Genomic DNA, 25867 nt, shown 5'->3' with positions numbered 1-25867 from the left:
ATATTACGCTAATGGGGTGTAAGCGCTCATTAGTACTTATTAGACCTGTATTGCGATTCCTTGCAGTGGGTCTTAATGATAGAATGGCTGCCCGAATAATTTGATGAATGTATACAAAATAATGACTGCTAGTGAAAAGCGCTCGGTAATTTCTTTAGCTCTTTTATATGCTTCGCGTATGCTTGGCTTGTTTATGGTTTTGCCGGTTTTTGTTTTATATGGGCAGGAGCTAGCCGGGTCGAGTGAAATTCTAATTGGTGTTGCTATTGGTGCTTATGGTTTGAGCCAGGCGCTGTTCCAAGTTCCCTTTGGTGCACTGTCTGACCGATTTGGTCGCAAAAAACTGATTTTCTTCGGGCTGCTCCTATTTCTCATTGGCAGTTTGGTCGCGGCACTTTCAACGACAATTTACGGTGTGATATTTGGCCGATTCCTTCAGGGGGCAGGGGCAATTGCCAGTGTCTTGATGGCTTTGCTAAGTGATTTAACGAGTGAAGAGAGCCGCACCAAATCGATGGCAATTATTGGTATGTCTATTGGTGTATCTTTTTCTGTTGCCTTGGTTATAGGGCCTTTAGTGGGAAGTGTTCTTGGGCTTCAGGGGATTTTCTGGTTTACTGCTGTGTTGGCACTGTTCGGAATGTTCTGGCTGTACTTCTTTGTGCCGAATCCTGTTCAGAGTGCATCCGACAGGAATACCCGTTTGTTCAAGAGCCAGTTAATGGACGTCTTAAAACATAAAGAGCTAGTTCGCCTTGATATCGGCATTTTTGCACTTCACCTTTGCCTGACAGCTTTGTTTATAGCTGTCCCCATGTCATTGCTTAACAAAATTAATATGCCGGGCGAGGATCATTGGCTGGTCTATCTAACAGTGATGGTGACATCATTTTTCGCAATGGTTCCTTTTATTATCATTGGTGAAAAGAAGCAGAAAATGAAGCCGGTTTTTTTATTCGCAATTCTGCTTCTTCTGGCTTCGTCACTGAGTTTTAGTTTGACTCAGAACCAGTTTTTATATTTCTGGCTTAGCTTGTTTTTTTACTTTATGGCTTTTAACTTGCTCGAAGCGAGTTTGCCTTCTTTGGTCAGTAAGATTTGTCCGGCTGGAAGCAAAGGAACGGCGATGGGGGTTTATTCAACTTGCCAGTTCTTTGGTGCCTTTGTTGGGGGGGTGTTAGGTGGTTGGGTTCTAAGTAGCTATGATGAGTCAGGCGTTTATCTGCTGGTAAGTATTGTTTGTCTTGGCTGGTTTCTATTTGCTCGCGGCATGGCTAACCCAAGCTCTGAAACAGGTATGACCTTAAGTTTCTCAGCTTTGGCAGACTCTCAGGCTCAGGAAATAACCGATAGGCTTAGCTCAGTGGGAGGTGTTGAAGAGGTTGTTTTGGTGCCTGAAGATAAGGTGGCTTATCTCAAAGTAATCAAAGGTAAACTAAATCAGCAGGAGCTGGATTCGGTTATGGAATGCTATCGTTAAGCATGAGACAATAATTAGATTAGAGCAAAAAATAATTCGGGGAAAGGTAATGGCAAGAGGTATAAACAAAGTAATTTTGATCGGTAATTTAGGGCAAGATCCTGATGCGCGCATGACGGCGCAAGGTTCAGCGGTCACAAACCTGAATATTGCTACGGATGAAAGTTATAAAGATAAAAACAGTGGACAGATGGTGCCAAAAACGGAGTGGCATCGTGTTGTTATGTTTAATCGTTTAGCTGAAATTGCAAAAGATTATCTGCGTAAAGGCTCTAAAGTCTATATCGAAGGTAAGTTGCAGACCAGAAAGTGGCAAGATCAAAGCGGACAAGACCGCTATACCACCGAGATTGTTGCGAACGAACTGCAGATGCTAGATAGTAAGCAGGGTGGATTTGATCAGCCGCAAGCAGCCACGCAAGGCGGGTATCAGACACAGCCTGCTCCTCAAGCAGCACCACAAGCACAGGCTGCACCGCAGGGCTATGCGCAGCCACAGCAGGCGGCGCCGGTTCAACAAGGCTATCAGCGCGCGCCACAACAGGGCGGCCAGGCTTATACTCAGGCAGCGCCTCAAGCCGCTCCGCAAAGCGCTCCAGCAATGGCGCCTCCTAGTGATGATTTTGATGATGATATTCCGTTCTAATTCACAGTATATTTAGTTTTGTAGATTTAAATTCTACAAAGAGCCCCTTGAGGTGTTATCTTTCAGGCTTATATGTAGATAAGGTCGGTACCGATGAGCCTTGCTCTGTTAGTAATTCTTCTCGTTGTGGCACTGAGTACAGTCAGCTGTGTATATGTGTATAACTATCGAGGAGAGGTGCGCTATAAGAATCTTCGCGAATATCTCCGGAAAGCTTGGCCAATTTTTGCTCCTCTCAATTGTTTTCTGTATGTGTCGACCAAGCGAAATTATCGTAAACCGATTGTTAATATTGATGATTTTGCTGAGCTTCAGTCCCTTACTGACAAGTGGGAACTCGTGCGTGAAGAGGCGGAGAGTCTTAGAGAGCAGGGTTACTTTGAGAAGACAACCAAAGAAGGCTCTGCATCGTACTATGATGTTGGCTTTAGAACCTTCTATAAGCATGGTTGGAGTAAATTCTATGTCAACTGGTATGGTTACACGCATGAATCTGCAAAGAAGCTATGCCCTAATACAGTTGAGCTGCTAAAAAACATTCCTTCAGTAAACGGTGCAATGTTTACTTTGTTGCCTCCAGGCTCAGAGTTGACTCGCCACTGCGATCCCATTGCCTGCTCATACCGGTATCAGCTTGGGCTATCTACACCTAACTCAGATGCCTGTTTTATCAATATTGATGGCAAAAGCTATTCTTGGAGGGATGGTGAGGCATTTTGTTTTGATGAAACTTATATTCACTATGTGAACAACAATACCGAAGACTATCGACTGATTCTAATGTTTGATGTTGAGCGTCCAATGAATATATTTGGTCGAGGGATTAACTGGGTATACAAGCTCTTGGCACGCGCAACTTTAGTGCCTAATACATCGATAGATCGCCAAGGTTTTTTTAACCGCCTATTCAGCACTGTTACACCTTTTCTTGAATGGTCGAAGGCCTTTAAAAAGCGGAATCGCCCGCTTTATAAAAGGCTTCAGTTTGTTTTTAACTCGCTGTTGCTGTTAATTCTGCTATTAATTATCGCTACGCCGTTTATTATCTTCTCATAACTAGTTTCCATACTCGCTATGATATAAAACTCTCTTGTTTCTAGAATAAGAGCGCGCACCCCAATTTACTCTGTGTGCAATTATGCACAACGCTTCTGCATATTTTATATTTCCGCACAAGTGTCCTTGATCTATAGTGACATCATTGTTTCTTCTGTTTAGCAGGAATGTGTGATGATCCGGAATACAGTAAGTTCTTACGGTTTGGTGGCTATTATAATTCATTGGCTCATGGCTGTTAGTATATTCTTCCTCTTTGGCTTGGGTTTATACATGGTTGAGCTCAGCTATTATGATTCCTGGTATAAGGGCTCTTTGGATCTGCATAAAAGTATTGGTGTATGTCTGCTCTTGGCGCTCATATTTCGAGTCATTTGGCGCACTATTAACATTGTTCCACAACCCGAGGTAAGTGGGCGTAAAGGTGAGGCGTTCGAGCACAAGGTGGCGCACCTAGTGCATCTAATGTTATATATTCTTATGTTTCTGATAATGAGTAGTGGTTATCTTATTTCTACTGCTGACGGTCGAGGTGTAGGCGTGTTCGAGTTGTTTGATGTGCCAGCACTACCTTCTTTGATCGAGAACCAGGAAGATATAGCAGGCGAAATTCATTTTTATCTCGCCTGGACTTTGATTGTTTTGGTAATACTTCATGTGGCAGGTGCCTTAAAACACCATTTTATTGATAAAGATACAACCTTGGTCAAAATGTTACGGTCGGGGAAATAAGTCTCAAATCCAACTTAGGAGAATAATATGAAGAAGTTAATTTTATCTGGTCTATTGGCGCTTGGTACTCTTGGCCCAGTAGGTGTTGCGAATGCCGCTGATTATGCGATCGATGTAAAGGGCGCGCATGCATTTGTTTCCTTTAAGATAAAGCACTTGGGTTATAGCTGGCTTTTAGGGCGCTTTAATGAGTTTGACGGTAGTTTTTCTTATGATGCTGCAGCACCTGAAAAATCTTCAATTAATGTGACAATTCAAACTGATAGTATTGATTCCAATCATGCTGAACGTGATAAGCATTTAAAAAGTGATGACTTCCTAGATGTTAAGAAGTTTCCGCTTGCGACCTTTAAAAGTACGAACTTTAAGGCGATTGATGAAGATAGTGCGATAGTAACGGGGAATTTCGAGCTTCATGGGGTAAGTAAAAGTATTAGTTTCCCGGTTGAAAAGGTGGGTGAAGGGAAAGATCCTTGGGGTGGTTATCGAGCTGGGTTCACCGGTAAGACGAGCTTAAAGCTTGCTGATTACGGTATTACCCGTAACTTGGGCCCTGCTTCGACACACGTAGAAATTGAGCTGAACATCGAAGGTATTCGACAGTAGCCCCTAATTCAGGATAATTATTGTAACCGGCTAGTAAGTAATTACTCGCCGGTTTTTTCTTTAAATTCGCATAAGTCCTCAATTAAGCAGGCGCCGCATTTAGGTTTTCTGGCAACGCATGTGTAACGTCCGTGAAGAATAAGCCAGTGGTGAGCGTCTAATAAGAACTCTTTGGGAACAAATTTAAGAAGCTTCTTTTCAACTTCCAGTACATTCTTACCGGGTGCGATTTTTGTCCGATTGGACACTCTAAAAATATGCGTGTCGACGGCCATGGCAACTTGTTTAAATGCCGTGTTCAATACCACGTTTGCAGTTTTTCTTCCTACACCAGGCAAAGCCTCAAGCTCTTCTCTGGTTTGTGGGACCTCACTATTATGCTTATCTATCAGTATGTTGCATGTTTTAATGACGTTTTCTGCTTTTGCATTAAACAGGCCAATGGTTTTTATATAAGCCTTTAAGCCATCAAGGCCCAAGTCTCTAATTGTTTCGGGGGTATTGGCAATGGGAAACAGTTTATCGGTTGCTTTATTTACACCTTTGTCAGTTGCTTGGGCTGATAAGACGACAGCTATCAGTAACTCAAAAGGGGAGCTGTAGTTCAGCTCTGTCTCGGGGGATGGGTTTTCATTTCGTAAGCGTGTAAAAATTTCAGTGCGTTTGCTTTTATTCATAAGGTAGTAGCTAATATAGGCGGTAGGGAATGTTTACTTTTTGTGACTCTTTATGTATGAGGTTTGTATTTAAGATTTAATAGAGTATACTGCAGGCAGCCTAGAAAGCCCGGCTATTTTTTTATGTTCTGTGTTTAGACTTGCTAGTAATAGTGTTCAACCCGGTAAGCATAAGTTATATCCAGTTTTTCGGCGATTTTATGTTTTAGTTTTTTAGTCAGGATATGATTATGTCAGATAGAGTTACTGGTAAAGTTAAGTTTTTCAACGAATCTAAAGGTTTTGGTTTCATCGAGCAGGAAAATGGCCCAGACGTGTTTGTACACTTCAGCGCTATTCAATCTGATGGCTTCAAGACTCTTGCTGAAGGTCAGACTGTAGAATTTACAGTTGGTACTGGTCAGAAAGGTCCACAAGCTGAGAACGTTACTCCTATGTAATTTCTCTCGATGAGCATGCTACCCTCGTGGTATCAGCTTATTGAAAAAGAGCGCTTTTTAGCGCTCTTTTTTTTGCCTGTAAAAAATGCAGAGTGAGCAGTTCGCATGAGAGTGCTTGACGCCGAACTCCTAATAAACTCTTGGTTTAGCGTGAAATCGAGGGCTATGAGTGGTATCTTTTCGCTTTTATCGTGAAGGGAAGTAGGTATGAGCTCCAAACTGAGCGGCAAAAAGATATTACTTGGGATAACCGGCGGTATCGCAGCTTACAAATCTGCAGACCTGTGCAGGCAGCTCGTTAAGGCTGGCGCACAAGTACGTGTTGTGATGAGTAGGGGAGCTCAGCAATTTATTACCCCACTTAGCCTGCAGGCTTTGTCTGGTAACCCCGTCCAAACTGAACTGTTAGACTCCGATGCAGAAGCAGGAATGGGTCACATTGAACTGGCAAAATGGCCAGATCTTATCTTGGTTGCTCCAGCCACAGCTGACTTTTTAGCGAGATATGCTCAAGGTATGGCGGGCGACTTGCTTAATACTTTGCTGTTGGCTAGTACTGCTCAGGTATTCCTGGCGCCTGCAATGAATCAGGCTATGTGGTTGAACCCACTGACTCGGCGGAATATTTCTGAATTGACTAAAACTCTGGGGTCTGCAGTGACAATCCTGGGGCCAGCACAGGGAGAACAAGCCTGTGGGGATGTCGGTCCTGGCAGAATGTTAGAGCCCGCGGAGCTGTGTGAGTCGCTAGAGATATTAATTACTAAAGAACCATCTAGCTTATTGGCTGGGCGTAAGGTAGTGATCACTGCCGGACCAACACAGGAAGCGCTTGACCCGGTCCGCTATATTAGTAATCACAGCTCGGGGAAAATGGGCTATGCACTTGCTGAAAGTTGTGTTCGTGCAGGGGCAAAGGTTACCTTGGTTTCTGGCCCGACAAAACTTGACGCGCCCGATGGAGTTGAGCGTTTGAATGTATTGTCAGCAGTAGAAATGAGGGATACTGTTTTGGCACAGCTTGGCGGTTCAAATAATATTTTCATTGCGTGTGCAGCGGTGGCGGACTACAGGCCTCAGACGATACAAACAAAGAAAATAAAGAAGAAGCCTGATGAAGGCGAGTCGATGACTATTACCTTAGAGCAAAATCCGGATATTGTAGCGACAGTTTCCTCATTAAAGTCACGTCCTTTTACCGTTGGTTTTGCTGCAGAAACACATGATGTGTTGGATTATGCCAGAGACAAACTTAAGCGTAAGAACTTGGATATGATTATAGCGAATGATGTATCCAAGCCCGAGATAGGCTTTAACAGTGATCAGAATGAGGCATGGATAATTACTGCGCAAGATGAAAAGGCTTGCGCTAAGCAGTCCAAAGCCTCTTTAGCTGAAGAAATAGTAAAGGATATAGCAAAAAAAATGGATGGAAGCGCTTCTTAGCGAAACTCGCATATACAAAGCGAAAGAAGCATCTAAACTTATGTCGACAGTAAATAAATATTGAGAAGATCTGATAATGACGCGACAAACACTACAGGTAAAAATCTTGGATGAACGCTTGGGTTCAGAAATCCCCATGCCAGAATACGCAACTCAAGGCTCTGCTGGAATAGATTTAAGGGCTTGCTTAGATAAAAGCATAGAGCTGGCTCCTGGTGAAACCGTTTTGTTACCTACAGGGTTGTCTATTTATATCGAAGATCCGAATCTGGCTGCGATGATATTACCGCGATCCGGACTTGGGCATAAACATGGTATTGTTTTGGGCAACTTGGTAGGCCTGATCGACTCAGATTACCAAGGGCAGTTAATGGTTTCTTGCTGGAACCGGGGGAACTCAAACTTTGTTATTGAGGTTGGTGAACGCATTGCGCAGTTAGTGCTTGTGCCGGTTGTTCAGGCGCAATTTGAGGTTGTTGAAGAATTTACGGAAAGTGCTCGCGGTGAGGGCGGTTTTGGTTCGACTGGCAGAGCATAGTAACAATAGAGTGAGAGCTTGAGCATGTTCAAAAAGAAAGATACGGTTGTCAAAGATAGCACTAAAGAAGAGGCGGCAGCCAAGAAGCCTGCGAAGAAAGTCAAATCTTCAAAGAAAACAAAAGTAGGAAAAAGCCTGGTATCGTGGATATACCAACCGGCCTTACTTGTGTTGATAGGCTTGACTGTATCGTATTTTTTAATTGACCAGTTCTCGCTACGTCAAAATGAAATTGCATTTAATGCAGAGGTAGATCAACAGCGTCTAGACTCTCTGGCTCAAAGTTTTAATGCTTACATAGATGCGAAAAAGCGAAGTGTAGCCAATATATCTTTACAAGATTCTGGCGAAGAAGGCTTATCAAGTCGTCAACTTAAGAGCTTTTGGGCAGAGCTTGATGCTGTTTATCAGGTGCCTAGTTCCAAGCTAGAAAGTTTGCGACAAAATAACCCAGCGCTTTCTTTTGCCAGTATCGACTTGCTGAGGCGTTCGCTAAAGAAAGAGAGCTTATTAATAGAACCCTTCTTTAACGAAGGTGTTTGGTATATTCAGTTTGCAAGCCCTGTAAAACAACGTGAATCACAAGCGTTGTCTGGTGATATTATGCTGGCTATATTTCAGTTGAATATCATCGAGTCAACTCTCAAGCAGAGTGAGGCGGCAAGTGCTGGTGAGGTGGCTTTGGCATCTCAGTCCGGGCGAGCGATCTTATCCTTTGGAAAAGGCAACTCGGCAAATAAACTAAAGAGTGCTACCAGTGTGCCTGGCGTCACAATTACCTACGCTCCTGATGCTAGAAAGTCCTTACAGATTGACCGAATAATGGTGATGATTATTTTGCTTGGGGTAGGTGTTGTGCTAATTCTTGGGCTAGTGTTAATCGCTCGGATGAACATGCTAAGTGTTCGTAAAGATATTCTTCAAGTTAGTCAAATGGCAGCTGGGCTTGCTTCGGGTGGCAAAACTGGGCGTGCCTCCTTCTCCTTTGGAGAGTTCACAGCAATGTCGTCAGCTGTATCTGAACACATAAAGCACTTATCCGCGAGTGCGAAGAAGTCTGTGCAACAGACCGCTAATAAGCCAAAAGAAGAGCAGTCTAAAAAAACAGCTCCTGTTTCGAATGACGTAGAAGATGATGCGCCTCTGTTTGATGATGATTTGCTTGATTTGGATGTGTTAAATGATGCAGAAGGCTCTGGAGCGCTTGGTGATACAGATGATATGGTTTCGGAAGTGCAAGGTCTGGATATAGATATTCCCCAGACTATTTTCCGCGCCTATGATATCCGGGGTGTGGTTGACGAAACCTTAAACGAAGGGCTTGTAGAGTTAATAGGTAAAGCTATTGCAAGTGAGGCGCTTCTTCAAGGGCAAAACGCGATATGCGTCGGGTTTGATGGTCGTTATTCTAGCGTACCGTACTCGGATTCATTGATCCGCGGGATCTTGAGTACCGGCCTGGATGTCGTCAATGTTGGGCAGGTTCCCACGCCGGTTTTATATTTCTCTACGCACCACTTTAAAACAGGAAGTGGTGTGATGATTACAGGCAGTCATAATCCAGCTAATTATAACGGCCTTAAGATCATGCTTGATGGTAAAACCTTGGCTGGCGATGATATTCAAAAGCTCTACAACCGTATCTTGTTGCAGGACTTTGAGCATGGAGAAGGTTCATGTACAGATAGCGATGTGACCCAAGAGTACATGGACACAATTCTAAATGATATTGCTGTTGCTGCGCCTTTAAAAGTTGTATTGGATGCGGGTAACGGCGTGGGCGGGAAGGTTGCGCCACAACTAATTGAAGAACTTGGTTGTGAAGTTATTCCATTGCATTGTGAGGTTGATGGTAGTTTTCCTAATCATCACCCTGACCCTAGTAACCCAGACAATCTCAGAGACTTGATTGCCGCAGTGCAAGAGCATGATGCGGATATCGGTTTAGCCTTCGACGGCGATGCAGATCGTTTGGGCGTTGTAACCAATACAGGTAAGATTATTTGGCCTGATCGTTTGTTGATGTTGTTCGCCAAAGACGTTGTCTCCCGTAACCCGGGAGCAGATATCTTATTTGATGTTAAATGCTCTCGACGCCTTAATGGTTTGATTAGCAGTTATGGCGGTCGCCCGGTAATGTGGAAGAGCGGACACTCTTATATGAAAGCTAAAATGAGAGAAACCGGGGCATTACTTGCTGGTGAAATGAGTGGTCATGTATTCTTCAAAGAGCGTTGGTTTGGCTTCGATGACGGTCTCTATGCTGCCGCTCGTTTATTAGAAGTCTTGGGTATTGAAGATCGCTCTTCTGAAGAAGTATTTGCCGATTTTCCTGAAGACTTAAGTACGCCTGAGATAAATATCAGTGTGACAGATGAGTCTAAATTTATGATCGTTGAAAGTCTGTGTGCTTTGAAAGACCAGTTTGTTGGTGGAAATATTTCCACGATAGATGGTTTACGAGTCGAATACCCAAATGCCTGGGGTTTATGTCGTGCATCCAATACCACTCCCGTATTGGTTCTGAGGTTCGAGGCTGATAATGAGGCAGCTTTAGAAGAAGTGAAGTCGATATTTAGGACGCAGCTTCAGATAGTCGATCCATCAATTGAATGTAATTTTTAGGTCAACCATTCTGACCTTTATTGTTTGTTAGGAAAAATATGAGTTTAACAAGAGAATCTGCTGGCCAGGTGGCTTCAGTATTAAGCAAAGCACTGCCTTATATTCAGCGCTTTTCAGGTAAAACCTTGGTGATTAAGTATGGTGGCAACGCCATGGAGAACGAAGACTTAAAGAACAGCTTTGCAAGAGATGTTGTGTTGATGAAGTTGGTGGGCATCAATCCGATTGTTGTGCATGGGGGCGGCCCCCAAATAGGTGACTTGCTTGAGCGTTTGAATATTGAAAGCCACTTCGTTGATGGTATGCGTGTCACCGATAGCCAGACGATGGATGTGGTCGAGATGGTCTTGGGCGGAAAAGTGAATAAGGAAATTGTTGCTCTTATTAACAGCAATGGAGGTAAGGCAATAGGTCTTACAGGGAAGGATGCAAACCTGATCAAGGCAACTAAACTTCATGTCGATAAAATAACTCCAGAAGTTGATCGACCAGAAATTATAGATTACGGTCATGTTGGTCAGGTCAAGTCGGTCGATACCTCGGTTATTGATATGATGACCAAAAGTGATGTGATACCCGTTATTGCACCGATCGGAGTCGGTGAAGATGGGATGTCTTATAATATCAATGCTGACTTGGTTGCTGGAAAAGTAGCTGAGGCGGTAGCAGCAGAAAAACTTATTCTACTGACAAATATTTCTGGTCTGCAGGATAAATCGGGAGAGGTGTTAACAGGTTTATCAACTGCTCAGGTCGATGAGTTGATTGCTGATGGAACGATATACGGCGGTATGTTGCCGAAAATTAAGTGCGCTTTAGAGGCTGTGAAAAACGGAGTAAAGAGTTCGCACATTATTGACGGTCGAGTTAGCCACTCAACACTTTTGGAAATCTTTACAGATGAAGGTGTTGGAACGCTGATTACTAATGACTAGTACTTAGTGTGCTGAGCGGTCAGTAATTATGGCCGCTTGATTGTTTTAAATAAGCGTACTTGATGACTCTTTGCTGTCAGAACCTACATTTGAACCGCCCACAACTTTATTCTTTCCTGAACGTTTTGCCTCGTGCATGAACTTATCAGCTTTACGAATTAGCTGCTCTGCACTCTCTCCATACTTGTATACGGCGACACCGATCGAAGCTGTGACAGTTCCTAGTTCAATCTTTTCTGCGCTGTCTGATAAAGTTTGTTTCGATAAGCGCTCACGAATATTCTCAGCGACAATGTAAGCTCCTTCGCAGGCCGTTTCAGGCAGTAGAATTGCGAATTGTTCGCCAGCAAACCGAGCAACCGAGTCGCAGCCCTTAATGTTGTTTTTTAAGAGTGTCGCGACAAAACGAAGAACTTTGTCGCCAATTGTATGACCAAATTGTTCATTAAAACGCTTGAAATCATCCAGGTCGATTAACAGTAGGCATAATGGTTTCTTCTCGGCTTTGCTGGAAGAAATAAAGTTTTCTATCTCCATATCAAAGGCACGGCGATTGTTCACCTTTGTGAGGGAATCTGTTGTTGCTTCAGAGTTAAGCTTTGATACTTCGGCCCTGAGTTTTTTCATTTCAAGCGCCATGCTTTCAAGGGAAGTTTGCATACTCTGTGTAGCGCTTTCACGCTTCTTGGTTTCATCTAGCAGATGGCTAATGAGTGACTTTATATCACTGATGTCACTGGCACCTTCCATTTTCTCAGAAAACGACGATAAGGTCTGCGCGTAATCAGTTAGTCCGTGACCCTCCTTATTAACTTTGTTGAGAAAGTTATGAATAATTTCTTTAACACTATTGCTCAGCTTATTGACTGCAGCTTCGTGGGCGTCTGAAATATATTTCTCATAGAGTGATTGAAGGGTTTCCGTGGTATAGCTTGTCTTCTTAGCATCCAGTTCTTGAATTGCTTTGCTAAGTTCCGGGTTGTCACCCACGACGAACTCATACCAAATCGCATAATTATTAGGCGTAGTAGCGATATTTCGTTTGTTCATTTCCGGCAGCGTTTTTTTCAGAAGGTCTACTGCTCTGGATACATCATCTGAGTGCTTCATGGTAAGGGTCTAACTTCGACTTTAGCTATATAAATGGTGAAATGCTGAATTGGCAGTGATTAACCCATTAATTGCCTACAGCTTATAGATTTTAGCTTAGACCTAAATATCTGAAGATAAAGTTAAATTCTTAGAATATTTGCTATAGTTTGTATACGAAGTTGGATAAGTTACTTGGAACATAAGAAATGATTAAGAAGTTAGGGGCTTTATTGATTCTTGGGCTGCTCCTTGTAGCAGGCATCAAGGCCTATGCCACGTACTCTGCGATGCAGTTTATAGAAAGTTTTAAACAAGAGCATAGTAAAAGCCTTTCGTTAAGCTATTCCTGGCTATCGGTTGACTTTGAAGGGAATATCCATTTTGAGGGACTTGTTTTAACGCCTTTTAGTTTGAAGCGTCCGATTAATATAGACAAACTTACGCTCGGTTTAGGCAATGCATCTTCAATGATGACAGCCTTGCCTAGCTTAAAAGTAGGCAAATTGACTGCTCCGATTTCAATGAGCTACTCTGGCTTGCGAATGCCTTTTAAGGGGCGCGGTCTTGATGAATGGATGGCTCTGTTTATTGGCGATAAGGTGTTGGTTCCAATGAGCTTGTTTGCTTGCGGAGATCGTTCATCTCTGGATTTCTCAGCTTTAAAAGCCATGGGGATAGAAGAGCTATCGGCTTCGGGTCGCATCTATTATGAGCAAGCCCGCGGCAAAGATATGATTACGCTGTCGATAGACATCGATAAGATCGGAAAGTTAGAGTTGGCCCTAAGTCTGGATTTGGAAGGGCTTAATACCGTAATTGAAACGGGAAATGTGTCAGCAATAAATATTCATAACCTAGAAATGAGTCATTTAGATGCGGGCTATGCTCGTCGTATGGTGAACTTATGCACGGAAGAGAGTGGCTTAGAGCCTGAGGCCTATGCAAAACATGCTTCTCAAGCTTGGCGAATAGGTATGGCGGGGATAGGAATGCTGGCAAATGAGGCTGTCGAAGATTTATATCGTGATAAATTGTTGCAAGGCGGTGTCTTGAAGTTAAAAGTTGAACCTCCTGTGCCGATAAGGTTGGGAGAGTTAGAACGACTTTATGATCAGGAACTAGTGTCTAGTCTAGCAATAAGTGCAAATATCAACGGCAAAATGAGTCAATCGTTGCAGCTGTTTTTAGATGGCAGTTATTATCGGCCTGAGCCAGTGCTTGAAGAGAAACCTAAAAAACCAGAGAGCAGCGGTCAGGCGACAGTGGTTTTGAGTAATTTACGCTATCAGCCAACTGATATTATGGTTTTATCCGAATTCGTCGACCGTAAAGTAAGAATTGAACTCAAGGATGGCAAAACCTACCAGGGCTTGTTGAAATCTGCTGACGAACAAAAAATTGAAGTGACGCTTATTTTTGGCGGTGGGACTGCAGATTACTTTTTTGCTAATGAGAAAATAGAACTCGTCGAAGTTTGGCGCTAATACGCTGCCAACTCAGGTATTCATAAATAGATGACTGAAATGAAAGAGTGGGTGAGCTGGTTTAGAAATGCTTCCCCCTATATAAATGCTCACCGTAATCAGGTTTTTGTGCTCGCCCTAAGCGGAGAAGCGCTAGCAAACCATAATCTGGCGAATATTATCAATGATATTAGTTTGCTAAATAGCTTGGGTATTCGCTTGGCTATTGTTTTTGGGGCTCGTCCGCAAATAGATGAGGAGCTTGCCGACCGGGGGATACGTTCAAAATTTCACTTGGGCCTTCGTGTAACGGAAGAAAGAATGATGCCTGCGGTGCTTAAAGCCTACGGAAGACTTCGTTCGGAGCTCGAGGCTCGCCTCTCTATGGGGGTTGTGAATTCGCCAATGCACGGGGCTAAAATTCGAGTAGTCAGTGGCAATTTTGTTATGGCAAAGCCTCATGGTGTGAGTCGAGGTGTCGATATGGGCCATACGGGGCATGTCAGGAAGATTGAAGTCGAGGCTATTACCCAGAGCTTAGAGTCAAGCTCAATCGTTTTGATTCCTGCAACTGGGTACTCTATGAGTGGTGATATTTTCAATTTAAGCTACGAAGAGCTCGCAGGGGACTTAGCGGTAAGGCTACAAGCAGATAAGCTGATATTTCTAGGTAGTGAAAGCCCTATTTCGACAGAAAAAGGCACAGCAGTAAAGCAGCTGACGGCTGAAGAGGCCTTGTCTCTTGTCGACACAAAACGTGCTGGTACTGAGCTAATTGACGCGGGTACTCCCTTGAATTTGCTATATTCCGCTGCGATAGCTTGCCAGGCTGGTGTGACTAGAGCTCACTTGCTTGGTTATGCTCATGATGGTGCTTTGCTTGAAGAGTTATTTACCCGAGATGGTCATGGCACAATGGTTAGTGTCGAAGTCTTTGACCAAATAAGGCCAGCGAGACTGGAAGATACGAACGGTATTTTGAACCTGATTCGTCCTCTTGAAGAGCAAGGCTATTTGGTTAGACGCTCACGAGAGCTACTTGAGACGGAATTAGATTATTTTCTGGTTGAGGCTCGTGACAACGCGATCATAGCTTGTGTTGGTTTATATCCTTTTACTGAAGACAAGGCCGGTGAACTCTCGTGTTTCGCGGTCGATCCGGATTATCGACAAAAAGGCCGTGGAGATCGTTTGTTAGAAGCTGTAACAGATAGAGCAAGGTCTCTAGGCTTATCCCGTTTATTTGTGTTAACAACTAAGACTGAACAATGGTTTAAAGAACGGGGCTTCGGCTTGAGTTCTTCAGAGCACTTGCCTGGCGGGAAAAACTATAACTCTAGCCGCAATGCAAAAGTATTGATGAAACAGATTTAGACTATTCATGGACCATATTAATCGAACTCAACAACAGCGGATTACGCAATGAACAAGAGTCAGGAACGTCGCTCAAGTATTCGTCGACCGATTCATCATGAGGCAATACTGCACTTAGGTAAAACCCACCATGTTCCTTGTGTGATTGCAGACTATTGCCCTGACGGTATGTTTCTCAAATTTGATCGTGAGTATATCGACTTTTTGGCCATACTTAGAAAAGAAGATTTACTGGACCTTTCTTTTAAGGACTTGCGTGGTAAAGAGTTTCACATCGGTGCGCATCTCGCACATATGATGACAGGAGCTTTTGGTATTCGCTTTACTGAGCGTAAACCTCAAGCTATCCGTGCTTTGGTTGCTATGAACCAGGGTGCACGTTCGGCACCAAGCGAAGAGAGCAAAAAGATTGTTGAGGAGTGTATAGAAAGGATTCATAGCACGACACTTCCCTTAATGACAGACCTTTGGCCAGTTTTAATTGAGGAAATAAAGCAAGCTTCAATACAGGCCCAAAGTGACCAAAAAGCCAATGAGCTAATGGCCGCTGCTGAGAAAGTAGAGAAGAGTCAGCGTGAACTGCAAGCTGGTTTTTCAATTGGAGTGCAAGATCCTTTAGGGGCATATCAAGAGCATCTGGATATGTCTACAAAAATGAGCGATACCCTATCGCTTGTCGATAAAGGTGACTTTGAAGACTGGTTGACTTCAAGGGTCTTGATTACCAAATGTGAAACTCAATATCGTGCCGAATTATTACCTCTTAAAGTCCGTTTGGATGCGGTAGGAATTGGTGATAAAAACCATCACCAAAGTGTTTTTGGCCCAGCATTGTTGGTGAGTGCTTTTCATGCCGCCGTTATACCTCTGCGCTTGGGTGGGGCACTAGAGAAACTGGTTTTCAAGGTGTTTGAAAAGCAGGTAATGACGTCGCTTGATAGTTTGTATTTAGGTTTAAACCAGATTTTGGTTAACCATAATATTCTACCGAATATGGATCTGGCTAAGGCAGTCAAGTCACGTGCAGAAGCTAAACCTAAGCGATCAAAACCAGAGCCCTCTCAGGAGAAAAGACCGCAAGAGCAAGAAAATTCAGCTCAGGGTGGTTCTGCAGGTGGGCCTGGTGTGGCGGGAAGGCCAGGCTATGTGCCGGAAGCGTCCCCTATGGCAGCCAGTTTAGAAAGCCAAGCAAGTTTAGCTACCTCCGCTGAAACTCAACAAAACCAAGATGCCTTGGGAGCGCCAAGTGCCCCGTTAGAAGAGCAGCGTTCTTCCTTTATCGAATCTCTTGGTGGTGGAACCGGGCAAGCTGATACTCAAAGCGCTGCATTAACAGCGCCGCCTTTTCAGTCCGCAAGCTCTCCTTCAGGTGCGGCTCCAGGTCTAGGAACACTATCCGGTCAAGCAAATCAAATGGGTGGCGATAGTCCATTCCAACAAAATCAGGCAGAAGTGCAAAGTGCGCTAAATAATGTTGTGGGTTTGATGCGATCTTTGCGGAAAAAATCAGCTGAACAGAGTCAGCGCTTAGGTGAGGCCAGCGCTCCACTAGAGAATTACTCGCAAGGAGAGTTCACCGAAGGCCTTGCTGAGCTTCAAGGTGCTAGTGATGCTGACAAGCTGGAAGAACGCCCTAGCTTGATGTCCCGAGTAGAGGAGAGCTTCAAACAGCAGGGAACTGAAAAAGCACTCGATGAGCAACAGAAGGTTGCTATCGATGTCGTAGATCGCTTTTTTTACAGTATGCGGAATAACCCCCGTATTAGTTCTGAAGCAAAACAGCACCTACTTAAACTTGAAGTACCAGTACTGAAAGTGCTACTGAAAGATGAGCGTTTCTTTGAAGATCATAATAGCTCCGTCAGAGCTGTTATGAACCGTATTGCTCAGCTTGGCGCAAAAGGTGTTACCTTGAACCCTGCAAGCCGGCGAAAGGTGTCAGAATTAGTAGAGCAGATTGTTGAGCAGTTTGAACAAGATACTGAAATATTCGATAGCGTCCTGGCAGAATTGGACCAATTGATCGAGAAGCAAAACAAGCTATATGTTAAGAATGTAGAGCGAGTGGCAGCCGCTGCTGATGGTGTGCATAAGGTTGATGAGGCCAAGGTTGCGGTTGCAACAGCACTTAATCAACGTTTTGCTGGAAAGCAGGTTCCATCAGCCGTTAGTGTGTTGGTTGAAAATGGCTGGAAGGAACTGCTGAACCTCACCCATATAAAATATGGTGAAGATAGTGAGCAGTGGCATACTTATTTATCGGTTCTTGATCGTCTAATTGCTTTTGGAGACAATCCTGAAATCCCCGTTGATGCTAAGAAAATTATTCCTGTTATTCAAGAAGGTCTGAAACAGGTATCGGGAACGAATGAAGCGTCTGGCACTGTAAGAGAGTCGTTAAAGCATCTTATTCAAAATGCGCCACGTGGTTGCCATAATATGGTGCAAGCTAAGTTACAAGACCTGCCAGAGACTGAAGATGACTTGGTGCAACGAAACCTTACTAAGTCTCAAGAGCTCAAAACCTGGATTCTAAAAGCAAAATCTATTGAAACGGGTACTTGGCTGCAACTTGAGCGAGAAGGAAAGGAACCGCAATACATGCGCTTGGTCTGGATAGCGAAAGGCTATAGCAAGTTCGTATGTGTAAACCATCAGGGTATGAAAGTTATTGAGCTGGGCTTACTAAAGTTTGCGACGTACCTAAGAGACCGGCGAATATCTCTGGATTTTGATTATGAACTACCCATGGTTAACCAGAGCCTCGACAATATGGTTGCCGAGGTTTACGACAAGATAGCGTATGAGTCGAATTATGACGAAGGTTCAGGCCTAATACGTAAATCAGAGTTTTGTCGTCAGGTTAGAACCTTGATGAAGAAAGGCAAGCGAACTGCAGAGTGTTACTTACTCTATATTCGTTTTTACGATACCAAAACAGATGATGCAGCAAGTTTGGAGCCGAGTTTCGCTAAGGATGTTGCAGGTCAATTGAGTGGTATGCTTGGTGGTGGTGTTTTAGGGCGGGTTAATGATTCTGACTTCGTCTTATTTACGGTTGACCATGGCGAAGAGTTTTTAGGTTTGCGGTGCCAGGATACGCTGGAGACTCTATGTGAGTCTGAAGAGACTGCATTGTCAGTGTTGATTGGTGAAAGTAAGGCGCATATGGGGTTTTATAACCCAGAGTCAATGATTCGTGCTGCATTAGAGTTAATTGAAGAGAGCTTTGCCCGAATACATCAAAGTGATGAGGGTGTCGATGGATCAGATTCAGAGTATCGAAATGAGCTTGAAGACGAGTTTGCCTCGGATGGCGTTCGTGTTAATGAACCAGAGCCTGTCGCCAATTCAGACAATATCCCGACTTTATATATTGACGAGTCAGAAAACATTTTACCTGAAGATATAGATTTTAGTGCGCTGACGCTTGAGCTGAAGATGCAGGTTGTGGAGTGTTTAAACAATACTGAGAGTGAGGCCGATGCGTCGAGCAGCAATAGCGTATTACAGAATCACGTGAACCTGTTGTGCTTTGTTGAGGGGGGGCAATCGCCTTTTGAGGTCAGTGGCGATGAAGATGCCAAAGAGCTGGATGCATGGTGGATTGCGCAGCTGATAGCCTTGCAGGCACATCAGCACCCTGTTTTAGATGATGAGAACTATGTCCGAGTGCAGATTAGTGGTTACTCTTTATGCGATGAAGAGTTTACTGAACAAATGCTTTCTCTTTCCAGAGCAGGGAAAATTCCCGCTAGAAAAGTATGTTTTGATCTATATGACTGCGCAGCGATTGAAGATATTCACTCTGCGGTGGCTTATATGAACCAATTAAAAGCGGAAGGCTTCAAATTTTGTCTCGATCACTTTGGCTCAGAGCGGTCTCCGTTTGCCTTTCTCAAAGCGTTGCCTTTCGATATGATCAAAATTGATGAGTCGTTTATGGAAGAGCTGAATCAAGCCGAAGGTGATGAAAAGGCGGCGGATTCGATTATAGAAATCGCTCACTATTTAGGTAAGAAAGTCTTGGCTAATGCCGTTGACACAGCCATCTGTCTGCAAAAAATGAAGCACTTGAAGGTCGATTTTGTTCAGGGCTCTTCCGTCTCTGCTTATATCGATTTATAGCAAGAGGCATAGAGCGAATTAGTGAGTTTAATTCGCTCTATATATTCAAGAACTATGGCTCAGGCTTCTTTTATCTCATAGCTGTGAGCGATTTCCACACCGCCTTTCTCAAGCATAATCGAAGCAGAGCAATACTTTTCAGCAGAGAGAGAAACGGCTCTTTTTACTTGGCTTTCTTTAAGCTGCTCACCACTGACAATGAAGTGGATGCTGATCTTGGTAAAAACACTGGGGACTTCGTCGGCACGTTCTGCGTCGATAATTGCTTGGCAGTCAGTTACGTTTTGACGGGATTTTTGCAGAATGCTCATGACGTCAAATGATGTGCAGCCACCCAAACCTAGTAGCAGCATTTCCATAGGTCGAGGGCCTTGGTTTTTTCCGCCATGGTCAGGAGGGCCATCCATTACTATTTCATGACCTGAGCCTGATTGACCTACAAATTTGGCGTCACCGCCCCAATTAATTGTTACGTTCATGTGTGTACCTAATGAGTATTCGTAATGAGAATTGAATTAGCGAAATTGCGTCGAAGAAGTACTTAAAAAAGCGAGTAGAGGACTGTTGGTTCCTCGAATGTCACTTGCTCTAGTGTGTATGTTACAAAATGATGATGCAGAGTAACATAAATCCCTAATTAATAATCACTGTGGAATTGTTTTTTTGATCTATACTTTTTAAAAGTATCAAAGAGTTACTTAAGGTTATTACGAAAAAGGAATTGAAAAACCTTGTGCTTGAGCTGAATTATAGTAGGCTAAGCTACGGTTTTTGCTGATAAAAAGTGAATAAAGATTCAGTTTTGGCCTATTACAGGAAGTAACGCTTGACGATAAGTAAGCAAATAAAAAGGTAAATTAGAATGTCCACAATACTCAAACCGATAGAAAGTAAAACAAAGCACCTCGATTTCTTTCTATCGCAATGTCATCGTAGAAAATACCCTAGTAAAAGTACAATCATTTACGCCGGCGATAAAAGTGATTCCTTATTTTATATTATTAAAGGCTCGGTAACGGTAATCATTGAAGATGATGATGGTCGTGAGATGATCATGGCTTATTTGAATGCCGGTGATTTCTTCGGTGAGATGGGCTTGTTTGATAATCTGGACTCTCGAAGTGCCTGGGTTAAAGCCAAAACCGAGTGTGAAGTTGCTGAGATCAGCTACAACAAGTTCCGGGAAATATCGTCTCAAGACTCGCGTATTTTGTATTTTATTGGTGAGCAAATGGCGAGTCGTTTGCGACAGACAACGCGTAAGGTGGGTGACTTAGCATTTCTTGATGTAACGGGTCGTGTTGCACGCACTTTACTGGATTTATGTAAAGAACCTGATGCGATGACTCATCCAGACGGCATGCAAATTAAGATTACGCGTCAAGAAATAGGGCGAATAGTTGGCTGTTCTCGTGAAATGGTTGGACGTGTACTCAAGACCCTTGAGGATCAGGGATTAGTTCAGGTTAAGGGTAAAACTATGGTGGTTTACGGTACGCGTTAACTCTTTAGGTTTTCCCATTTTGTTTAAGAAAAAGCAGGCTTAGCCTGCTTTTTTTGTTTGGGCTGTGGGTAATATACCTATTCTATATTTTGTTGGTAGAAGGTTTAATTCAAATAGCAATGTAAATAGTGGTTGACCTTCGGTCTGGATTCCGATGGAATATGCTTATAAGGTGAATGTGACCCGTGACCCTTTAATTATATGGTCGGGCTTTCTTGTCTCGGCACCTGTGATAAGTTTGTTCGGTTAGTAGTCAGTGATCATAAAAGGATTTAAGTGATGACATGGAATTCGACCCGCTTGCAATTAGACAAAGCCTTCTTGTTTGTTAGTGATGATTCTTTAGCATGTTCTTCTGCGCGACGTGTAGCTAAATTTAAAGGCCTGCGTATACAAAGTGCAAACTCTATTCAATCAGCTATTTCCTTTTTGGAACATAAACCCGCTGATTATTTTCTGGTTGTGATGGATGAGGAGAGCGCCAGCTTTTCGGCATATTCATTTTTAAACGAAGCTGATCAGCGTTGGCCTCATATCAAGGTTGTTTCGACTAGTAGCTTTATCGATAGCGGTGAACTCTTATCAAAGACTCCAAAAAATCTGGAGCTGGATGCTGTGTTGAGCTGCTTATTGAGTAAAGCCTGTGAGGAGCTTTTGAGTGAGAATAGCTGTATTCAGCAGGTTATAGATGACCGCTTGGCTGTTCTGAAAAAGGGGATTGAAAAAGCGCAATTAAGCAAACAGCATCGAGAACAATTGGTGTTATTTCCAGCAGAGTATTTGGCTGTATGTGAGCGAGGTTGGCTGCACTCCAAGCGTTATATGGACGAGGTATGTATTCGGGATAGCGAGCAATTCAAGCGTTTTCTAAGCCAGAGAATAATAGCGGCAGTTAAAAGAGTTTATGCTAGAGAAGTTGAGACAGCGATGAATAGTAATTTTCGTTTGTCTAAGTTGCTGCGTCAGTTCGGTATCAAGAGCGAAAAACGATTTGATCGCAATATTGAAAGTAATGAGGCTGCAATGGTGTTGATGCTTGCGACCCTTAAAGATTATTACTCCATTTTAGGTTATGACATTAAAGACATGGTTCAGCCTCAAAGAGAGTGTATTCACTTTGATCTTGGAGGGCGATTTACATATAACGATTACTTTAACCCCTTACTATCAAGTGTTGAGCGTGGTGCAGAATTAGCTTGCTTAAAACTAGAGTTTTTCATGTTGGCGAAGGCGTCAAATCTACGAGCAGAAATTAGTTATGACGAAACCTATTCGCTTTGTCTGGTTTGTTAGGAGTGAAGGTGCACGTTAAGGTAATCTCTACCGATCAGGTCTTGCTCGATACGCTAAGAATATCTCTAGATGTATTGCTGGGGTGCGAATTTGAGACGTTCAACCAAATATCTCCTGAGCTTGAACAGCAGCTTCTATTAGCGGGAAGCGAGAGCATTCTTCTCGTCGATGCAGGAATCCCAGGGGTTGATTATTGGGCTTTGGTTGGCTGGCTCGGTAGACAGTTCAAAGGCCAGGTGATTATCCTAACCAGTCCAAACTCTTATAACTTGAGCGCAGCAAAAATGATGCGCCTGGGGTGTTATGCCGTTTTGGATAAAAATAAGGGCTTCGCTCCTTGTTGGAGTGCGATTATATCCGCAGCCCAGGGGGATACGTTTATTGAGGGGGATAGTCCTTTTGCACAGCTCAGCTCCTCTGATCAGGAGCTTGCTAGAGAACTGTTAATTTACGATGTTAATCAATTATCTGAAATGAAGGGAATCTCCCAGCAAGCTATTAATAAAAAGAAATTGGCGATATATAACAAGCTCAGTATATGCTCTGTTCCAAATGATAAGGCCTTCCGCGTACTGGCCAAGTTATTTCAGTATCACTAGACTATTTTTTTGAAAAGGTTGTAGCTACAACTATTCACACCCAAAAATTGCTTATAACATTAGTTCCAGATAAGACGTTCTTCACGCAGTAAAGGGATTTAGCTTTGCCTTACGCAAGGGATACGCCGCGGAAGAGTTTATGCTAGCGAACTAGCCTTATCTATCATGAGGAGTCGAGGGATGCTGCTTAGCGAGTATTATTATTCTTTCAGTGGCATTTGGCTGTTAACTTCGTGAACAAGCGGGTAGGGCTCAAGGATGAGCATCTGTGATGAGGGTTTATCAACCTACCAAGAGGTCAGCAAGACTTCAGCTTGGGTAGCGGGGAGTAGTGCGCAAGGAAGCACACTGCTCCCCGCTTTTTAATTGATTAGCGCTGTCTGTCAGGTAACGATTATCTTTTGCCCACTAGCAACGACTTTTTCTGAGCGAGGGCGCTTTGGCGTATCAATGGCTCTTAATGCTGCCGGCCGTTCGTATATTGCTTTTACCCACCTTTCCAAGTTTGGATAGCTATCGATTTCAACACCCGACCAGTTGTGGGTTCGAACCCAAGCCCAGTTTGCGATATCTGCAATGCTGTAATTGTTTACCAGGTACTCATGTTCACTTAAGTGAGAGTCAAGTACTCCAAACAAACGCTTTACCTCGTTATGATAACGGTCAATAGCTGCGGGGATTTTTTCTGGAAAGTAGCGAAAGAAAACATTTGCTTGCCCCATCATTGGACCAATTCCGCCCATTTGGAACATTAGCCACTGATTTATAAGCGCGCGCTCGTTAGGTGTATGTGCGTAAAAATTTCCCGACTTTTCGGCTAGGTAGATCAGGATGGCCCCCGATTCGAAAAGAGTAAAACCTTCGTTGTCGTGATCAATAATCGCCGGTATTCGCCCATTCGGGTTAATAGCGATATACTCGGGCGTTTTTTGTTCACCCTTAGATAGGTCAACAGTGATTACTTTGTAAGGAATATTCATTTCCTCTAACGCAATGCTAATCTTGTGTCCGTTAGGGGTTGGTGATGTATATAGATCAATCATATATGTACCTAGGCTTTAGCCGATGGGCGAGAGGAAACTTCTTTATACCAGCGCAGAAGGTGAACTTGTTCTTTGTCTATAGATATCTGATTCACTCGATTAAAGTCCATTGTGCAGAGTGCGGTAATATCAGCAATGCTGAATGTGTCACCGGCAAGAAATGTATTGTGCTCTAAATGCTTATTCAGGTGTGTCATAAATTTTCTAACATGAGTGGCACACTCGGCTCCCCATTCCTTAATTGGATTCATTCTGTCTTTAAAGTAGCCGCTTGAGTGTTGAAAGCACATACCTGTTGGCATCAGAAAGTAAAACTCCGCCCAACGTTGCCACATTTCTATTTGAGCCTTTTCGAAAGCAGTTTCACCCATTAGAGGCTTCTCTGGATATAGCTCTTCAAAGTATCGACAGATGGCGACGGACTCAGAAATTGTTTGGCCATTATCGAGCTCTAGAACCGGAACTTTAGCCAATGGATTTTTTTGTTTGAATTCTGAGTTTAGGTTTTCTCCTTTTTGAAGGTCGATCTCAATGAACTCTATGTCCGTAATCCCTTTTTCAGCTAAGAAAATTCGGACTCTGCGCGGGTTCGGTGCGATTCTCATCTCATATATTTTCATAGGGTTTTTCCTTATTCGTTATTGGTCGGGATTTAGTAATTTTTCTAACTGATCGTTTAGAATGGTATTTTTTTCTAAACGACCGGTCAAGAATAATCTATAATTAGTTTTTATTAGTACATTCATTGAGAAAGGCATATGGGTCGTAAGTTAGCATTTGATGCGGATAGAGTGTTGCATAAAGCAATGAAGCTTTTCTGGCTTAAGGGTTATGAAGCAACGTCTATGCAAGACTTGGTAGATGAGCTTGGGATTAACCGCTTTAGTGTCTACAATACCTTTGGTGATAAGAAAGAAATATTCATAAAGGTCTTAATGCATTATAGGAAGACTGTTCTAGCTTATTTGTTAGCGCCGCTTAAGAGTGATAAGCCTGCAAGGCAGCGTTTAGATGATTATTTTGTTTTGCTTTTGGAGCAGCTTCAGTCTGAAGCGGGTTCGTTAGGATGTATGATGCAGAATACTGGCTTAAGCCAGATTTCAAAAGACGCCGATGTGAGGTCGGTTCTAAAGCTGCTGGTCGATGATCTTCGTGATGCTATTTTTAATGCAATAAATGAAATACAAAGAGAGCAGCCAGCTACAATGAGAAGTGAGGATATGACTGCATTTGTGCTCTGCCAGCTTCAAGGGATGATTGTCTGGCGCAGAGCTGTTAACTCTAAAGCGCAGATTGAAGGGCAGATGCAAATACTAAGAAATACGGTCGCTGCCTGGTAAGGTGGTTTCTAACGAGGCGTTAGGATTGTGTCACCTCGAGAAGTCCAGTCGGATAGGTAAATACTGCCCGCGGAGCGGCTTTCGTCATAATGATCGCCACTAAGATTTTCTATTTTTAGTAGGTCTACATGAAGGTTACGTGAAATAGAAATTGAGTCACCACTTAGTTGCTTCATTTCATGCTGAAAATTCTTCGGTTTATAATTTATTTCACTGGTGGTGGTAAAGCTTTGTGCGGCACCGCTGACAACTGAATTATCTTCAATAGTTAATGTTTCAGTTGGCGAAGCTATATCATTACTAGCTTGAGTGGTAGCCAGTCCACCGTCTTCAATTTTCTTCAGCTCGTGGGATGCAAAATCTTGTGTATCTTCTGCTTCATTGTATGAATTTTTCCCGTTAGAGTTCGTTGCTTCGTCATCTTCGCTATCGACGGTTAAGCCTGCGGCAGGCGAGCCGTATATGTCCAAAACAGAGATGCCGGCAATGGCAGAGACGTCGTCCATGTCTGACTCGCTCATTGCCAAAGATTGATAAGTGGCAATAGTGCTCTTTTCTTGAGAATTAATTGGCTGCGAAGCAAGTGACTTACTTGCTATCAACATTAAGGGCAGAGAAATACTAAGAATAAGCGGAGCTTTCATTTCAACAAGACACACAACATAGTAAAGCTAAAAAAATATTCCATTCGAACATATCGCTGCAGATCAATTGCGGCTGGTTACAAATAATACAGTTTTAAGTCCTATATGTACATTTAATAATGTGAATATTATTCACGTTATGCTTGTTGTTTATTTTACTAAACTCAATTAACGCTATTGCTAATGAGGGTCTAAACTTAGAGTCA

At 43.2% G+C, this 25867-nt stretch carries 23 protein-coding genes; 17 read left to right on the top strand and 6 right to left on the bottom strand.

What is annotated here, in order from left to right; all coding sequences use genetic code 11:
- The first annotated feature begins 103 nt into the window (after window positions 1–103).
- The 5 genes from A3729_RS29055 to A3729_RS29035 all read left to right on the top strand — a co-directional run bounded on the left by A3729_RS29055 (window position 104) and on the right by A3729_RS29035 (window position 4520).
- Window positions 104–1480, top strand: a complete 1377-nt coding sequence (locus tag A3729_RS29055; RefSeq protein WP_231872100.1) for an MFS transporter — start codon at window positions 104–106, stop codon at window positions 1478–1480.
- 49 nt (window positions 1481–1529) lie between these two features.
- A complete protein-coding gene (gene ssb / locus A3729_RS29050; RefSeq protein WP_068554548.1) occupies window positions 1530–2126 on the top strand; it encodes a single-stranded DNA-binding protein in 597 nt (198 codons plus the stop codon).
- 252 nt (window positions 2127–2378) lie between these two features.
- Window positions 2379–3182, top strand: coding sequence for an aspartyl/asparaginyl beta-hydroxylase domain-containing protein (locus tag A3729_RS29045; RefSeq protein ID WP_197470107.1), 804 nt, complete (start codon window positions 2379–2381; stop codon window positions 3180–3182).
- Between the two features lie 174 nt (window positions 3183–3356).
- On the top strand, window positions 3357–3914 hold the full coding sequence (locus A3729_RS29040) for a cytochrome b (RefSeq protein WP_068554552.1): 558 nt from the start codon (window positions 3357–3359) through the stop codon (window positions 3912–3914).
- A 27-nt stretch (window positions 3915–3941) separates the two neighbouring features.
- The gene (locus A3729_RS29035; protein WP_068554554.1) at window positions 3942–4520 is read left to right on the top strand and encodes a YceI family protein; all 579 of its coding nucleotides are present in this window, start codon (window positions 3942–3944) and stop codon (window positions 4518–4520) included.
- 41 nt (window positions 4521–4561) lie between these two features.
- On the opposite strand, the gene nth is transcribed toward A3729_RS29035, so the two are convergent.
- The gene (gene nth, locus A3729_RS29030; RefSeq protein WP_068512591.1) at window positions 4562–5197 is read right to left on the bottom strand and encodes an endonuclease III; all 636 of its coding nucleotides are present in this window, start codon (window positions 5195–5197) and stop codon (window positions 4562–4564) included.
- Between the two features lie 230 nt (window positions 5198–5427).
- On the opposite strand from nth, the gene A3729_RS29025 reads away from it, so the two are divergent.
- The 5 genes from A3729_RS29025 (at window position 5428) to argB (ending at window position 11181) form a co-directional block, all read left to right on the top strand.
- Window positions 5428–5637: a cold-shock protein gene (locus tag A3729_RS29025; protein WP_068512589.1), complete on the top strand. Its 210-nt coding sequence runs from the start codon at window positions 5428–5430 to the stop codon at window positions 5635–5637.
- 207 nt (window positions 5638–5844) lie between these two features.
- Window positions 5845–7083, top strand: a complete 1239-nt coding sequence (gene coaBC, locus A3729_RS29020) for a bifunctional phosphopantothenoylcysteine decarboxylase/phosphopantothenate--cysteine ligase CoaBC (RefSeq protein ID WP_068512586.1) — start codon at window positions 5845–5847, stop codon at window positions 7081–7083.
- 76 nt (window positions 7084–7159) lie between these two features.
- The gene (gene dut / locus A3729_RS29015) at window positions 7160–7621 is read left to right on the top strand and encodes a dUTP diphosphatase (RefSeq protein WP_068512582.1); all 462 of its coding nucleotides are present in this window, start codon (window positions 7160–7162) and stop codon (window positions 7619–7621) included.
- Between the two features lie 24 nt (window positions 7622–7645).
- The gene (locus A3729_RS34400; protein ID WP_082865411.1) at window positions 7646–10246 is read left to right on the top strand and encodes a phosphomannomutase/phosphoglucomutase; all 2601 of its coding nucleotides are present in this window, start codon (window positions 7646–7648) and stop codon (window positions 10244–10246) included.
- A gap of 38 nt (window positions 10247–10284) precedes the next feature.
- Window positions 10285–11181, top strand: coding sequence for an acetylglutamate kinase (gene argB / locus A3729_RS29005; RefSeq protein WP_068512576.1), 897 nt, complete (start codon window positions 10285–10287; stop codon window positions 11179–11181).
- 45 nt (window positions 11182–11226) lie between these two features.
- Here argB and A3729_RS29000 read toward each other — a convergent pair whose 3' ends face one another.
- Window positions 11227–12291, bottom strand: a complete 1065-nt coding sequence (locus tag A3729_RS29000; protein ID WP_068554556.1) for a GGDEF domain-containing protein — start codon at window positions 12289–12291, stop codon at window positions 11227–11229.
- A gap of 188 nt (window positions 12292–12479) precedes the next feature.
- Between A3729_RS29000 and A3729_RS28995 the strand changes: the two genes are divergently transcribed.
- From A3729_RS28995 to A3729_RS28985, 3 genes are read left to right on the top strand one after another with little or no spacing between them, the layout of a single operon-like run.
- Window positions 12480–13757: an LSM domain-containing protein gene (locus A3729_RS28995; RefSeq protein WP_068554558.1), complete on the top strand. Its 1278-nt coding sequence runs from the start codon at window positions 12480–12482 to the stop codon at window positions 13755–13757.
- A 30-nt stretch (window positions 13758–13787) separates the two neighbouring features.
- Window positions 13788–15110, top strand: a complete 1323-nt coding sequence (gene argA / locus A3729_RS28990; RefSeq protein ID WP_197470293.1) for an amino-acid N-acetyltransferase — start codon at window positions 13788–13790, stop codon at window positions 15108–15110.
- Window positions 15111–15158: 48 nt separating this feature from the next.
- Window positions 15159–19238 carry a DUF1631 family protein gene (locus tag A3729_RS28985; RefSeq protein WP_068554560.1) on the top strand — a complete coding sequence of 1360 codons (4080 nt, stop codon included), beginning with the start codon at window positions 15159–15161 and terminating at the stop codon, window positions 19236–19238.
- Between the two features lie 59 nt (window positions 19239–19297).
- On the opposite strand, the gene A3729_RS28980 is transcribed toward A3729_RS28985, so the two are convergent.
- A complete protein-coding gene (locus A3729_RS28980; RefSeq protein WP_068512558.1) occupies window positions 19298–19717 on the bottom strand; it encodes an OsmC family protein in 420 nt (139 codons plus the stop codon).
- A 383-nt stretch (window positions 19718–20100) separates the two neighbouring features.
- On the opposite strand from A3729_RS28980, the gene crp reads away from it, so the two are divergent.
- From crp to A3729_RS28965, 3 genes are all read left to right on the top strand, one after another.
- Entirely contained in the window at window positions 20101–20742 is a 642-nt protein-coding gene (gene crp / locus A3729_RS28975; RefSeq protein WP_068512556.1) for a cAMP-activated global transcriptional regulator CRP, read from the top strand.
- A 279-nt stretch (window positions 20743–21021) separates the two neighbouring features.
- Window positions 21022–22035: a hypothetical protein gene (locus tag A3729_RS28970; RefSeq protein ID WP_068512552.1), complete on the top strand. Its 1014-nt coding sequence runs from the start codon at window positions 21022–21024 to the stop codon at window positions 22033–22035.
- An 8-nt stretch (window positions 22036–22043) separates the two neighbouring features.
- Complete coding sequence (locus A3729_RS28965) at window positions 22044–22634, top strand: hypothetical protein (protein WP_068554562.1); 591 nt, start codon at window positions 22044–22046, stop codon at window positions 22632–22634.
- A 383-nt stretch (window positions 22635–23017) separates the two neighbouring features.
- Here the strand turns inward: A3729_RS28965 and A3729_RS28960 are convergent, their stop codons facing one another.
- Both A3729_RS28960 and A3729_RS28955 read right to left on the bottom strand, forming a co-directional pair.
- Window positions 23018–23677 (bottom strand): glutathione S-transferase family protein, encoded by a 660-nt coding sequence (locus A3729_RS28960; RefSeq protein WP_068554564.1) that lies wholly within the window; start codon window positions 23675–23677, stop codon window positions 23018–23020.
- Window positions 23678–23685: 8 nt separating this feature from the next.
- Window positions 23686–24297, bottom strand: a complete 612-nt coding sequence (locus A3729_RS28955) for a glutathione S-transferase family protein (RefSeq protein ID WP_068554566.1) — start codon at window positions 24295–24297, stop codon at window positions 23686–23688.
- A 138-nt stretch (window positions 24298–24435) separates the two neighbouring features.
- Between A3729_RS28955 and A3729_RS28950 the strand changes: the two genes are divergently transcribed.
- Window positions 24436–25017 (top strand): TetR/AcrR family transcriptional regulator, encoded by a 582-nt coding sequence (locus tag A3729_RS28950; RefSeq protein WP_068554852.1) that lies wholly within the window; start codon window positions 24436–24438, stop codon window positions 25015–25017.
- Between the two features lie 8 nt (window positions 25018–25025).
- On the opposite strand, the gene A3729_RS28945 is transcribed toward A3729_RS28950, so the two are convergent.
- Window positions 25026–25661 (bottom strand): hypothetical protein, encoded by a 636-nt coding sequence (locus tag A3729_RS28945; RefSeq protein WP_068512542.1) that lies wholly within the window; start codon window positions 25659–25661, stop codon window positions 25026–25028.
- Window positions 25662–25867: the final 206 nt, after the last annotated feature.

The organism is Oleiphilus sp. HI0043 (assembly GCF_001634935.1).
Note: the sequence above shows the minus strand (reverse complement) of the source record. Positions and strands in the feature narration are given on the sequence as shown.